We start from the raw sequence: 13147 nt of genomic DNA, 5'->3' as shown, positions 1-13147 counted from the left end.
GATCCCTTTGAGTCGTGGTCGGTAGCTGCTGGCAGATTTGCCGGTAGCGGTCAGCGAAGCTCGCAGCTTCCCGCGAGTTCGAAGTCCCTTTTCGATTTATATCGCGTCTCCGTCCGTTGATGGCGTTCCCGACGATCAGCGCTGCAAGCGTCGTTCTTGCGCGCCGTCGCTCATCGTGATCCCACTTCTTGTGAGCTCTTTTCAATTTAGGGGAGAAGTCTAATGCAATTGATTCCTCGTTGGACCTCGATCGCCGCACTGGCGGTCGCGTTGTTGCCGGCCGGAACATCGCTGGCGGGCAGTGCGCAGCTCTACTCTTGGGAAGCCGGCCTCGAAGGCTGGACTGCCGCGAACGTGACGCTGGCCAATTCGCCGACGCTCGGCGTGACCGACGGCGCCCAGTCGCTGCTAATCGACAATCTCACTTCCGGTTTCAAGAACGACGCCGGCGTGGCGACGGTCGGTTCCGGGACAGCGTTTGCGGGCTGGTCGCAAGCCGCCACGGCCTTCGCCGGCGGCGCGACCGATGTGAAGCTCGAATTTGATTTCAGCTGGGACAACACAAACGCCACGACAGACGGCTTCGCTCAACTCGGCATGTTCCTCAACAGCACCACCGGCGGCTACACGCAGTACGGCACCGGCGCGTTTATTCAAGGCAATTTGCTGAGCACGTTTCCGATTCTCGGCGCGCAGGCGACCACCGATGGCGTCACGCTCACCTCGATTGGCCAAAATCGTGTCCACGTGGCTGTGCCGTTCGTTTCGGTGGGCGTCGGGCCAGGTTCGTTCTTCCAGATTGGTTTTAAGTCGAACGGCGGTTGGGGCGGCACGACCGACTGGGCGATCGACAACATGAAGGTGACGAGCGCCGCGATCGGAGTTCCTGAGCCGAGCTCGGTGATGATCGCGGGAATCGCAGCGACCGGCTTGGTCGCGGCGGTGCGCCGTCGTCGCAGCGCTATCTAGCGCAGGTTGGCACGATAACGCGTCGGCTGGCTCGCCGCAGCGAGCCAGCCGACGAGTACGAAGCTTTTCTCGAACGCAGGTTGCTCGAAACTAACGCCACGAAGTGAGGAACGTTCACCATGAAGAAAATGCGAACCCTGTTTCTGGCAGCTGCGACTCCCTGCCTCCTTCCTGCCGCGACGCACGGAGCGACGGTGTTCCATCAACTGGCGGACTTCGAAAGCGGCGTCCCCGCCTTCTTCGCTCCGCAGAATGGCGCGATTCTCACGCAGTCGACGATCGGCGCGACGCACGGTACTTCGAGCCTAAGCGTTCAATTCACGGACACTCGTGCGACCGATACGGGGCCGGACCAGCATATTTACATGGCGATCGACGCGACGAACAACAATTTCGCTAAGTGGCAGGAAGCGGCGACGTTGCAGGCGACGACCAACCGTCAGTTCGCGCTGGCGTACGACATGTACCTCGATTTCGACGGCGGTTCGATCCCCGCCGGCGCCGACCTCTTTGCCTCAGACCTGCGCTACAACCAAGACCCCGATCCAGTCGCGGCCGTCCCCATTCCCGGCTTTCAAGATACCGGGGGCGAGTATGGTCTGCCGACTCGCTACAGCAGCGGATTTCCGACCTCCGATCGGTTGATGCCGATTGTGATTCCGTTCGACAAAGCCGATAATCCCCGCAGCTTCTTCGTGAATCCGAGTCCCAGCAATAGCTTTTATCAGCTTCAGCTGGGGCATAAGTACGGTCCGGTCGGTCTCGGCAGCTCGGCGAAAGTCTACTACGACAACTTCCGTATCCTCGAGTACAACACGCCGCAAACCAACGTCCTGTTTTCGTGGGAAACGCCCGACAACCCGGGAACGCCCGAGAACGAGCAACTTGAGGGCTGGGGCCTGGGGGCAAGCGGCGCGCCGGGGCACAACCGCTCGATTACCACCGTCGGCGTCACCGACGGCGCCTCGGCAATGCGCATCGGCACCGGCCTCAACGGTTTTACTTGGGGGAGCCAAGTCACCTTCGGCAATCAGACGCAGGTAACGCAACTCGCCGATTCGTTTAAGAAGGCGATCCGCGTCGAGGCCGACGTTACCTTCACCGGCGGCGGCGCCTCGACGACCTATTTCAGCTTCTTCATGCACATCTCCGGCGCCGGGCACTTCTATCAGTCGCCCGCCTCGCAGTTCAACGACATCCAGAACCTGGGCGTCGGCGAGTCGAAGACGATCACGATTCAATTCAGCATGGACGATTTTCGCGACGCGAACGGAACGCTGCGGCAAGTTGGGCTCGATGGAGCCACCTCGCTGGCGATTGGCATCGGCACGAACGAAGGCGCCCTCAACAACGTGAACATTTCGGTCGACAAGCTTCGTGTCATTAGCGAGCAGGCGGTAGCCGTCGAGACGGGCGACTTCAATGACGACGGCATCGTCAACGGCGCCGACTTCCTGATCTGGCAGCGTGGTTTCGGCGCCGGCAGCGGGGCGTCGCTTGGACAAGGCGACGGCAACGGCGACGGCGCCGTCAACAATCTCGATCTGGCGATTTGGAAGGCCCAGTACGGCACGCCCGGTTCTTCAGTAACGACCGCCGCCATACCGGAACCAGCTGCGGGACTGCTCGGAGCCGTCGCGCTGCTCGGCGGCGTAGCGTTGCGGGGCAAGACTCGGCGTTCGTAACGGAGTAGCGTTGCGAGGCGGCGAATGCGCCCCGCAACGCTCGTCTGGATAATCTCAGCAGGAACGTGAGAGACGAGGAGGCCATGTGGCGTTAAGCATTCAATTGGAGCACCGCTCGACGAATCGCCGCGGATTCACGCTTGTCGAACTGTTGGTGGTCATCGCAATCATCGGCGTGCTCGTCGCGCTTCTGCTGCCGGCGGTGCAGGCGGCGCGGGAAGCGGCTCGGCGCAGCCAGTGCACGAACAACCTCCGTAACGTGGGGTTAGCCGTGCTCAATTACGCCGATGCCCGCGGCCGATTGCCGGCGGCGGCGACCTTCCTCCCGAAGGGGGAGCTCAGCGCCAATCCCGCCCGCGACAATGGTTTGATGCTCAACTGGGCGATCGACGTCCTGCCGTACATGGAACAGCAGGGGCTACGCAAGTCGTTCATCATCGATCCGGCGAACGACATCAAGCTGTTCAGCGACGAGAACAAGATTGCCCGCGGCACCGAGATTCCCATCATGCTTTGTCCGAGCGACGGCGGGCAGGGGCAGCTGTTCCAGGGATCCGGCGGGAATTGGGCTCGCGGCAACTACGGTCTCAATGCGATGCAGTGGTACCCGAACGCGTTCATGTGGCCCACGATGCAGACAGATCCCTTCTTCGACTTCAACATCGGCATGGCCGGATTTAGCAACGGGATCGTCAATCAAGGCCAGAAGCTTGCACAAATCACCGACGGCACGAGCAACACGATCATGCTTGCCGAGATGCGCGTCGGCCTGAGCGGCAGCGATCGCCGCGGCACGTGGGCGATGGGGTTATGCGGCTCAAACTACCATTGTCGGCACGCCGGCTTCCCGCCGAACGCCTGCGGCGGCGCCGAGGATGATACGCAGGGCGTTGCCGATATTATCAAAGACGTCGGTGAGGGAACGCTCAAGCAGGAGTGCATGCTTCCTGACGCTAGTGTGCCCGATAGCGGCCAATCGGTCGTCCGCAGTCGCCACCCCGGTGGCGCTCACGTCGCGATGGCCGATGGCAGCGCCCGCTTCATCAGCGACTTCATCGAGTACGTTCAGGTAAGCCTGGGAGGCAAATTCGATGCGACGGACAACATGACCTCCGAGAGCAAGTTCGTCGCCTGGCAACGCCTGAACGTCTCACGCGACGGGATGGTCGTGGGAGCGGTACAGTAACGATATGATGCCGCTGATTCTCAGAGATGCTTGGTGGGCGATCGCGTTGGCTCTGGTCGTTGGATGTGGTGCAGCCAGTCCCTTCGACTACCAGCAAGTGTCGGGAAAAGTCACCTACGACGACGGCACGCCGATTTCCCCAAGCGGCTTTACTATCTACTTTTCGCCGCAAGTTGCGGCCATCAACGCCGAGACCCACCCACGCGTGGCGAAGGCGATGGTCGATGGCAGCGGCAACTTTACCGAGACGACCAGCCACAAATTCGGCGACGGCCTCATTCCGGCGAAGCATAAAGTCTTCTTAGACTTGAAACCCGCCAAAGGCGCCAAGCCACTCGTCGCCGCCGTGTACACTGACGTCGAAACGACGCCACTGGAGGTCGACTCCACGGCCACCAATTTCTTAGAGATCAAAGTCCCGCGCCCGCAATAAATCTACTCATTCAGATCGAGCAGCGTCGACGTGCGAACAGCGATCATCATTGCCGGAGCGTTGGCGTTAGCGACCTGCCTCACCGTCCGTCTCGACGCTCAGAATTATCGCTATGAAGCCGAGGCGTCGCAGCGCACTGGCGTGCAGATCGCCAGCAGCATTCCGGGCTATTCGGGAACCGGTTACGTCACTGGCTTCGACAACACGTCTGACAAGGTGACATGGCAGGTCGACGTGCCGAACGGCCTCTACGAAATGTGGGTCGGCTACCGTTCGCAGTATGGCCAGAAGGGCTACGACTTCCATGTCGACGGCGAAGCGGGCAGCGGCATGTTCGATCAGTCGAACGTCTTCAAGGCCGATCGCGCCGGCCTGTTCAACCTGCAGAATCCGACGAACACGTTTTCGATCGAGTACGGCTGGGGCTACTACGATCTCGACTATGTCGAGTTCCGCCCGTTCACGCCGCCGACGCTCGCGCCCGTTTCGCCGCAGCTAGTCGACGAGCAGGCGAATGCGCGGACTAAGTTCTTGATGAACTATCTCACCGATATTTACGGCGAGAAAACGCTTTCCGGGCAACAGCACGAGGTGAGCCAGAATCTGTCGTTTCCCGGACAAAGCTATCTCAACAAGTCGGTCGGCCTCGTCCCGGCAATCCGAGGTTCCGACTTCATTGAATACTCGCCGTCACGCCGGCAGTTCGGTTCGAACCCTCGCAACGAAACCGAGCAGACGATCGCTTGGGCTCAGCAAACGGGCGGCGTCGTGTCGATGATGTGGCACTGGAACGCCCCTGCGAACCTCATCAATCAATCGGGCGGCAAAGAATGGTGGCGCGGGTTCTACAGCGACGCCACCACGTTCAATCTTCCTGGTGCACTGGCAAATCCCGCCGGGAACGATTACCAACTTCTGCTCCGCGACATCGACGCCATCGCCGTGGAATTGCAGAAGTTCGAAGACGCCGGCGTCCCGGTGGTTTGGCGTCCGCTCCACGAAGCGCAAGGGGGCTGGTTCTGGTGGGGAGCCCACGGGCCGGACACCTTCAAGCAACTGTGGAATCTCACTTACGATCGGCTCACTGAGTATCACGGCCTCCACAACCTCATTTGGGAGTTCACTTCGTCGTCTGCGGAGGGAAACTTCCGCGACTGGTATCCCGGTGATAACGTCGTCGACATGATCGGTCTCGACATCTACACCGATCCCTCGGCGAGCATGAGCGGCCAGTGGTACGACATGGTGGAGGAGTACGATGGTCGGAAAATGATTGCCCTGTCGGAGACCGGCACGCTGCCGAATCCCGACGTGATGGATCAGTGGGGCATCGATTGGAGTTACTTCTCGCCCTGGAGCGGTTCGTTCGTTAACGCGTTCACTTCGCAGCAGCTTCAAGCGACGCTCGGACACGAAGACGTCATCACGCTCAACGAACTGCCGATGATGCCCTGGAATTTGGCCGCTCCGCGGAATGGCGACTTCAATGACGACGGCATCGTCGACGGAGCCGATTTCCTCCTTTGGCAGCGAGAACTAGGGCAGAGCGGCGCGCTAACCGCCGACGGCAACGGAGATGGCGTCGTCGACGCCGACGATCTCGCGATTTGGCGGGAGCAATTCGGTCAGTTAGCCGGCGGGGCAGGGGGACAAGCGACTGTCCTCGAGCCGGCCACTGGCCTCTTGGCCGGCATTTTCGGCGGCATTATCGCTCTCTGCAGCCGACGGTCGAGACGCTAGCACGCGGCGGCGTTAGCCGCACTGCGGTGTCTTTGCGTCCCCTCCCCAAGTCGATCTTGACCCATCTGCCGAACTGGGCCACATTCGCACGATCTTGCGCTGGCCGGAGTGCCGCGCTTCCCCGCATACTTGCTTTTGAGCTCAATGGAGTGACGTGATGAAGCGAGACCTCGACCTGGCCCGGCAACTCTTGCTGGAAATTGAAAACCGCGGCGCCGATTGCTCGGTGAGCGTCCTGCGCAGCGGCCCGAATCACGAGGCGGAAGAACGGATCCGCTACCACCTGCGTCTGTTGATCGACGCCGGCCTGCTGAAAGAAGTCGACCGCACCGCCGGCGGCGTCCCGTGCGTCCGCCTGACCGACGCTGGCCACGAAACGATCGAACTCACTCGTAGCGAGTCGCGTTGGCGCGACGCGAAGTTCGCCTGCCAAGAACGTACCGGCGGCCTGTCGCTGGGCGTCGTCCGCAACATCCTCACGCACTGGTCGCTCGAGGCGCCTCGCTATCGGACTCGTCGACGATACGCCGTCGAGTCGCCCGCGCTCGTCGAAGGCCGTTACCGCGGTCGCCGTTCACCGTACCGGTTCGAACCGTTCGTTGAGAACGAAGTAAACGCCATCCTCGACGACGATGTCCGCTATGTCCGCGTCCGTCCGAGCCATGCGAACGGCTGGCGTTACGAAGCGGTGGAAAGCGATTCGCTCCGCAACGCTGACTTCGGCGTAGACGCGACGCTGCCCGATTATCTGCTGTAACGTTCGCCGTCTCGAATAGCCTTTCGAACAACGTCAAGCCGTCGCCTCTCCCAGCGAGAGGCGGCGGCTTGTCGCATTTTCCGGCGCTCGCCCGCTGGCAAGAGCTCTCAACGCTCGGGGCGAATTGTCGGCAGCCGCAGCGGGGCGTTGGCAATTGCAGAATGGATTCCTAGACAAAATGGGTGGAGTCTGAGCGGACGCTTTGCCGCAGAATCGGTTGAATTCATCGATTTAAGGTCCGTTACAGGCTCTCCGGTGAATTTCAACGGGTCCGCCGCTTGTGCCGTTCCTAGGAAACCAGCTAGATTCCCTCGCCTCGTGCATTTGCTGGCAAGCGGCGTCTCGTGCCCGTTCCTGGCGGACTTTGTAGCCGGCTGCTCTGCTAATTATTAACGATGGCTTGAGGGACGTTGGCGGCGCCATTGCAGCCATTTCCGTTCGTAGCGGTTATGCCGTCTGCAGACCTGTGGTTGGCCGTTTTCTGACTCACTCATCCAAAACTCTGCGTCCCGCGCGCTCGTAATCATTCTGTACTAAAGAGGCAGTTTTCCGATTCCGCCACCGTTGATTCACACCCTGAACGTGTATGCTCATCAAGTTAGCCGAGCGACGGATGCTCCCAGACACCGTCATTCGGGCCGGTATTCGCAGAGTTCTCGAACGACGCCTCGCCCGCGAACGCGCTGCGATCCCCGCCGATTATTCAGGTCGCTTGCAAGTGTTGCGCGAGCGTTTCGCTTCGGGGCCGATCGCTGATAGCGTTGATGCAACGCTCGCTCAGCAATACGAAGTTCCCGCAACGCTATTTCTCACCATGCTCGGACCGTGGCTGAAGTACAGCGCGGGCCTGTGGGAAAACGACGACAGCACTCTCCTTGAATCTGAGGAGGCGATGCTCGCTCTTACCTGCGAGCGCGCTGAGATTGCCGACGGGCAGCGAATCCTCGACCTCGGTTGCGGTTGGGGCTCGTTGACTTTTTGGATGGCGGAACGTTATCCAAACGCCGACGTCGTCGCCATTTCGAATTCACGCACGCAGCACAAGTTCATCACCGAGCAGGCGCTCGCCCGCGGGCTGATGAACGTGCGGCACGTGCGGATGAACATCGCAGACTTCGATCGAGAGCCGCCCGCCGAGCAGGCGGAGCCGGAAGCTGAATGGCAGTTCGATCGCATCGTGTCGATCGAGATGTTCGAGCAGATGCGCAACGTTGAGAGCCTGCTCGGGCGGCTCGCCGGTTGGCTCCGTCCGAACGGCAAGCTGTTCCTGCATGCTTTTTGCCATCGCGAACTGTTCTACCGATTCAACCTCGACGGTCAGTACGATTGGATGGCCCGCCACTTCTTCACCGGCGGCGCCATGCCTTCGGCGGATTTGTTCGAACACATTCACGGCCCCCTGCATCTGCAGCAGAAATGGGAAATCGCCGGGCAGCACTACGCCCGCACTTGGCACGCGTGGCTGGTTAATCTCGACGCCAATCGCGACGAGATCATTCAGGAATTCGAACAAAAGCTTTCTCCTGTCGAGGCCCGTCGGCAGTTCCAACGCTGGCGGATGTTCGCGATGGCCTGCGAAGAGATCTTTTCCTATGCCGATGGCAACGAATGGTTCGTCATTCATGCTCTGCTTGCTAAGTGAACGAACGCTGCGACGCTGAGAGAGCCTTTAAGAACCGCTTCTGCGCGGTGTTCCGTCGTACCCGGCGGGCAGACGTGTTCCCTTGCAACCCGGATTTTCTTGCCTTTCGGCAGCTAGGTCAGGTACAACAACGGCGAGTTGAGCACGTTCTCATCCCGCAGTATCTGACCCGCGGTGCAGCCGATGCGTATTCCACCTAGCCCTCGCTTCTGTCGTTCGTTCGCAATTGGCGCGATGATCGCCTCGACATGGGGCTCAGTCCTCCTGGCGGACGAGACGCCAGCGGGCCCTGCTGCCGATCAGCGTGACTTTTCGGCTGAAGCCGCGGCTCGACATGCCGATCGGTTCGAAGCTCTTCGCGATCCTGAACTGCGAAGGCACTACCTGGACCAATTAGAAAGCCGCCGCTGGAGTGATTTAGAGAGCAGGACGCCAGGCGAGTCGCAGCTGACTCCCGGAGGCGGCGAACTTCCACCGGAAATCCGCCAAATTCAGAAGGCGCTCGGCGGGCCGCAGGTCGATCAGTTCCCTTCGCTCCGTTCAGACGCCTTCAACGCCCCATCGTCGCCGCCGCGAAACGACCGCAGCTCGCGGGTTTCGCAACGGGAAGTCATCCGTGCTCTCCGCGATGCGGCGACACAACTCGACGCGACCGCCAACCGCTTGGAACAGCTCGATCTCTACCGCCAGGCCGATGGCCTCCGCCATCAGGCGCAGCAACTTCGCATCGACGCCCGCAGTTTTGGCGGCGATCCGCAGACGACCCCGACGCCATCAGCGCCGACCCCGGCCTCGTGGGAACAGTGGCCCGCGCCGTCCGCACCGGCACTCGCCCCGCAACCCATGTTGTTGCCCGATGCCATCCCCCAGCCGACCCTCGACGCGATTCCCACTCCGGCCCCCACGCCTGAGCCGAAAACTCCGAACGACCCTCCCAAGCCGCAGCCTCTGAACGACGCTCCCACAAACTCACCAATCGCCGAGCCCCAACTGGAGGACTAGCCACCCAAGGGCCCGCGGCATGGATCGCCCATCGGACTGGTCGCTTAAGCAACCGTCCAGCACCACGCTGTGGCATCGTCGACCACGCTGAACGTGCCCACCGGCATATTCCAGCAAACGTCGCCCCGCACGGCATTGATTGACTTTCCCCCCTCGCCCCACTAGCCTAAAAGGTTACGGGGGGGACGGTTACGATCGCTCTCAGCGATCGCCGAGAGATCTACATTCCGCCCACTCTTCGGGTCGGTTCGCGGCCATCGCGGTCGCACCGATCCTGTCGATTCGCTTCCGGAACACGCAGCAGAGAAGTAGCCGCCATGGCCGATCGATTCGGGGATTTTCTCATTAAGAAGGGGATCATCGGTCCCGAACAGCTTCAAGAAGCCGAGACGGTCGCCAAGTCGCGCCGGCTAAAGCTGCAAGACGCCATCGTTCAGCTTGGCTACGCCAACGGCGAGCAAATCGCCAAGTCGTTGGCGAAGCTCCACGGTTACGAATACTACGACCTCAACAACGTGCCGATTCCCCCAGCGGTGGTGGAACTCGTGCCCGAATCGGTCGCTCGCGAAAACGCCGTCATTCCGTTCTCGGAAGAGAACGGCGCCCTGAAGGTGCTCGTCAGCGATCCGCAAGACTTCGAAACCTTCGACAAACTGCAGTTCATTCTCAATCGCAAGATCGAGATCGGCGTGTCGACGAAGGAAAGCATTCTCGAAGCAATTAACCGCAACTACGGCCAAGTCGACGGCGAATCTGCCGACTCGATGCTGCAGGAATTCACCGACACGGCCATCGACTTCACCGAAACCGAAGACGACGCTACCAGCGACTCCGACGATGTGGTCGACGAAACGAGCGCCCCGATCGTTCGGCTCGTCCAGCTGATGATCGGCGAAGCTGTCCAGCTGCGTGCCTCGGATATCCACGTCGAGCCGTTCGAAGACCGCGTCCGCATCCGTTACCGGATCGACGGCATGCTCGTCGAACGCGACAGCCCCCCGCGGCGTCTGCTCGGCGCCCTGCTGAGCCGTATCAAAATTCTCGCCAAAATGGACATCGCCGAACGCCGTCGCTGTCAGGACGGCCGGATCAAGATCACGGCCGGCGGCAAGGAACTCGATCTCCGCGTCAGCATGCTGCCGACCAACCATGGTCAGTCGTGCGTCATGCGGTTGCTCGACAAGGACAACATCAAAGTCGGCGTCCGGCAGCTTGGTCTTTCCGAGAAAGACTTCAAGACGTTCAAGAATCTCATCCGCCGCCCCAACGGCATTTTGCTCGTCACCGGCCCGACCGGTTCGGGTAAGACGACGACCCTCTACGCGGCGATGAACGAACTGAATCGCCCCGACCGCAAGATCATCACTGCCGAGGACCCGGTCGAGTACTACCTCCCTGGCGTCAACCAGGTAGAGGTTCGCCATAACATCGGTCTCGACTTCGCCAAAATCATCAAGGCGATGCTGCGGCAGGCTCCCAACGTCATTCTCGTCGGCGAAATGCGCGACCATGAGACGGCATCGATGGGCATTCAAGCGTCGCTGACGGGCCACTTGGTGTTTAGCACGCTCCACACCAACGATGCTCCCGGCGCCATTACCCGCATGGTCGACATCGGCGTCCCGGCATATTTGGTGGCCGGTAGCGTCGTCGGCGTTATGGCTCAGCGGCTCGTCCGCGTGAACTGTGCCAAGTGCAAGCAGCCGTTCACGCCCTCGCAGGCCCAACTCGACATTGCGGGCATCACGCCCGAGCAGGTCGCAGGCGCCACCTTCATGAAGGGCGTTGGCTGTTCCCATTGCGGCAAGAGCGGCTACCGCGGCCGTATCGGCATTTACGAGCTGATGACGATGACCTCAAAAGTCCGGGAGCTCTCGTTCCAGGGCGCCTCGACGCTCGAAATCCGCAAGGCTGCCGTGAAGCAGGGGATGACCACCCTGTACGACGACGGGATCCTGAAGACCCTTCAGGGGATCACAACGCTAGAGGAAGTCTTCCGCGTCTCGAAACGCGAACAAACGACTTAGCCGTTCGTCGAAGCGTCGTAGTCTCGCCTCTAGCCCCGGGCTCCGCCCGGGGGTCGGCTTCCATTCCGGTAGACGTCGCGGCTCGCAATGCCACCCCCGGGCGGAGCCCGGGGCTAAAGCGCCGCTGCAACCTGCGCGGCGGCTGAAGCCACGGCATTCCGTCGGATTAAACGGCCTTCCCCAACCCCAGCCAAATGCCATTATCCTCTTGAAACGCTTGAGTTTACCACTTTCCCCCGACATAATGCCTAGGTAGGCGCAGAGCAATTTTGAGGGGGTGGATCGAGGAGCGTGCAGACCCGTTCGGCCGGAACAGCCGACGCGGGACGCCTCTCTTGCCTGGGCCGTCAGACTTGTCACGGGAAGAGGCTTCCCGGATGGCGCTGCTTGCCTCTCGGCAACTCGCCGCGCGATCGTTACGGGAAAGAACATATGGGTACGATTCTCATCGACAAGCTCCTCTCTGCTCAAGTGAAGCAGGGAGCGAGCGATCTTCATATCTCCGTCGGGCAACCGCCGGTGCTGCGCCTGCATGGTCACATGCAGAAGCTCAAGACGAAAGTCCTCGAGCCTTCCGACACGATCGCGCTGATGAAGTCCATCACGCCCGATCGCTGCCAGCAAGAATTTCAAGAGACTGGCAGCGCCGACTTTGGCTTCGCCTTCGGCGATCAGGCCCGTTTCCGCGTGTCGATTTTCCGCCAAAAGGGCAATGTCTCGATGGTTCTCCGGCAGATTCCGGTGAACCTGATGTCGATGGATCAATTGGGCCTGCCCCCAATTTTCAAAGACCTCATCTTGCGGCCGCGCGGTCTGCTGCTCGTCACCGGGCCGACCGGTTCGGGTAAGTCGACCTCGCTCGCTGCGATGGTCGATCACCTCAACTCGACAGTCGACCATCACATCATCACGATCGAAGACCCGATCGAATTTTATCACAACCACAAGAAGTCGACGGTCAATCAGCGTGAAGTCGGCGTCGACGTCACTTCATTCGCCGAAGCGATTCGGCGTGCGTTGCGGCAAGACCCCGACGTCATCCTCGTCGGCGAATTGCGCGACTTGGAAACGATCGAAGCCGCCATTACCGCAGCCGAAACGGGCCACGTCGTGTTCGGCACGCTTCACACTTCCAGCGCCGCCGGCACGATCAACCGCGTCATTGACGTGTTCCCCAGCCATCAGCAAGATCAGATCCGCACGCAGCTCGCCACGGCGATCATCGGCATTCTCGCCCAGCAGCTTGTCCCTCGCATCGGCGGCGGCCGCGCTGCGGCGTTCGAGACGCTCGTTGTTACCCCGGGCATCGCGAACCTGATCCGCGAAAACAAGATTTTCCGCATCACCTCGGCCATTCAAACCGGCTCGAAGTACGGCATGCAGCTCCTCGACGATCACCTCTTCCAGCACTGGCGCAACGAAGTCGCCACGAAGGAAGACGTGATGATGAAGTCGAACAGCCCTGACGATTTGGCGAAGCGGATCGCCGCCGCCGAACGGGGCATCTTCGACGAACCGCAAGCGAACGATCCCGGTTAGACGCATGCAGAAGTCTCTCGCAGAGGCGCAGAGACGCAGAGTTAACCCAGACGATAAGAAACAAAAGTCATACGCAGATATCTCTAATTATTGACGATCGCCCGACCCTCTGCGACTTCGCGCCTCTGCGAGAGACATTCCGAGTACCGCAAAGTAGATAGACAGCC

Annotated in this window: 10 protein-coding genes; all 10 read left to right on the top strand. The window is 60.8% G+C overall.

The annotated features are described in order from the left end of the window. Positions 1-222 precede the first annotated feature (222 nt). The 10 genes from ACQY7R_RS07205 (at position 223) to ACQY7R_RS07160 (ending at position 12980) form a co-directional block, all read left to right on the top strand. Positions 223-969: a PEP-CTERM sorting domain-containing protein gene (locus ACQY7R_RS07205; protein WP_428304915.1), complete on the top strand. Its 747-nt coding sequence runs from the start codon at positions 223-225 to the stop codon at positions 967-969. 128 nt (positions 970-1097) lie between these two features. Then, the gene (locus ACQY7R_RS07200; RefSeq protein WP_428304914.1) at positions 1098-2654 is read left to right on the top strand and encodes a dockerin type I repeat-containing protein; all 1557 of its coding nucleotides are present in this window, start codon (positions 1098-1100) and stop codon (positions 2652-2654) included. An 85-nt stretch (positions 2655-2739) separates the two neighbouring features. Then, positions 2740-3840 (top strand): DUF1559 domain-containing protein, encoded by a 1101-nt coding sequence (locus ACQY7R_RS07195; RefSeq protein WP_428304913.1) that lies wholly within the window; start codon positions 2740-2742, stop codon positions 3838-3840. A 4-nt stretch (positions 3841-3844) separates the two neighbouring features. After that, positions 3845-4273 carry a hypothetical protein gene (locus tag ACQY7R_RS07190; protein ID WP_428304912.1) on the top strand — a complete coding sequence of 143 codons (429 nt, stop codon included), beginning with the start codon at positions 3845-3847 and terminating at the stop codon, positions 4271-4273. Between the two features lie 30 nt (positions 4274-4303). After that, the gene (locus ACQY7R_RS07185) at positions 4304-6013 is read left to right on the top strand and encodes a glycosyl hydrolase (RefSeq protein WP_428304911.1); all 1710 of its coding nucleotides are present in this window, start codon (positions 4304-4306) and stop codon (positions 6011-6013) included. Between the two features lie 157 nt (positions 6014-6170). Further along, entirely contained in the window at positions 6171-6770 is a 600-nt protein-coding gene (locus ACQY7R_RS07180; RefSeq protein ID WP_428304910.1) for a DUF2513 domain-containing protein, read from the top strand. Between the two features lie 586 nt (positions 6771-7356). Then, positions 7357-8412, top strand: coding sequence for an SAM-dependent methyltransferase (locus ACQY7R_RS07175; protein WP_428304909.1), 1056 nt, complete (start codon positions 7357-7359; stop codon positions 8410-8412). Between the two features lie 234 nt (positions 8413-8646). Beyond that, complete coding sequence (locus ACQY7R_RS07170; RefSeq protein ID WP_428304908.1) at positions 8647-9414, top strand: hypothetical protein; 768 nt, start codon at positions 8647-8649, stop codon at positions 9412-9414. A 317-nt stretch (positions 9415-9731) separates the two neighbouring features. Then, positions 9732-11441: a GspE/PulE family protein gene (locus ACQY7R_RS07165; protein WP_428304907.1), complete on the top strand. Its 1710-nt coding sequence runs from the start codon at positions 9732-9734 to the stop codon at positions 11439-11441. A gap of 432 nt (positions 11442-11873) precedes the next feature. Continuing rightward, positions 11874-12980, top strand: coding sequence for a type IV pilus twitching motility protein PilT (locus ACQY7R_RS07160; RefSeq protein WP_428304906.1), 1107 nt, complete (start codon positions 11874-11876; stop codon positions 12978-12980). Positions 12981-13147: the final 167 nt, after the last annotated feature.

Origin of the sequence: Lacipirellula sp. (assembly GCF_965279485.1) — a bacterium.
Lineage (GTDB): Bacteria > Planctomycetota > Planctomycetia > Pirellulales > Lacipirellulaceae > Lacipirellula.
Note: the sequence above shows the minus strand (reverse complement) of the source record. Positions and strands in the feature narration are given on the sequence as shown.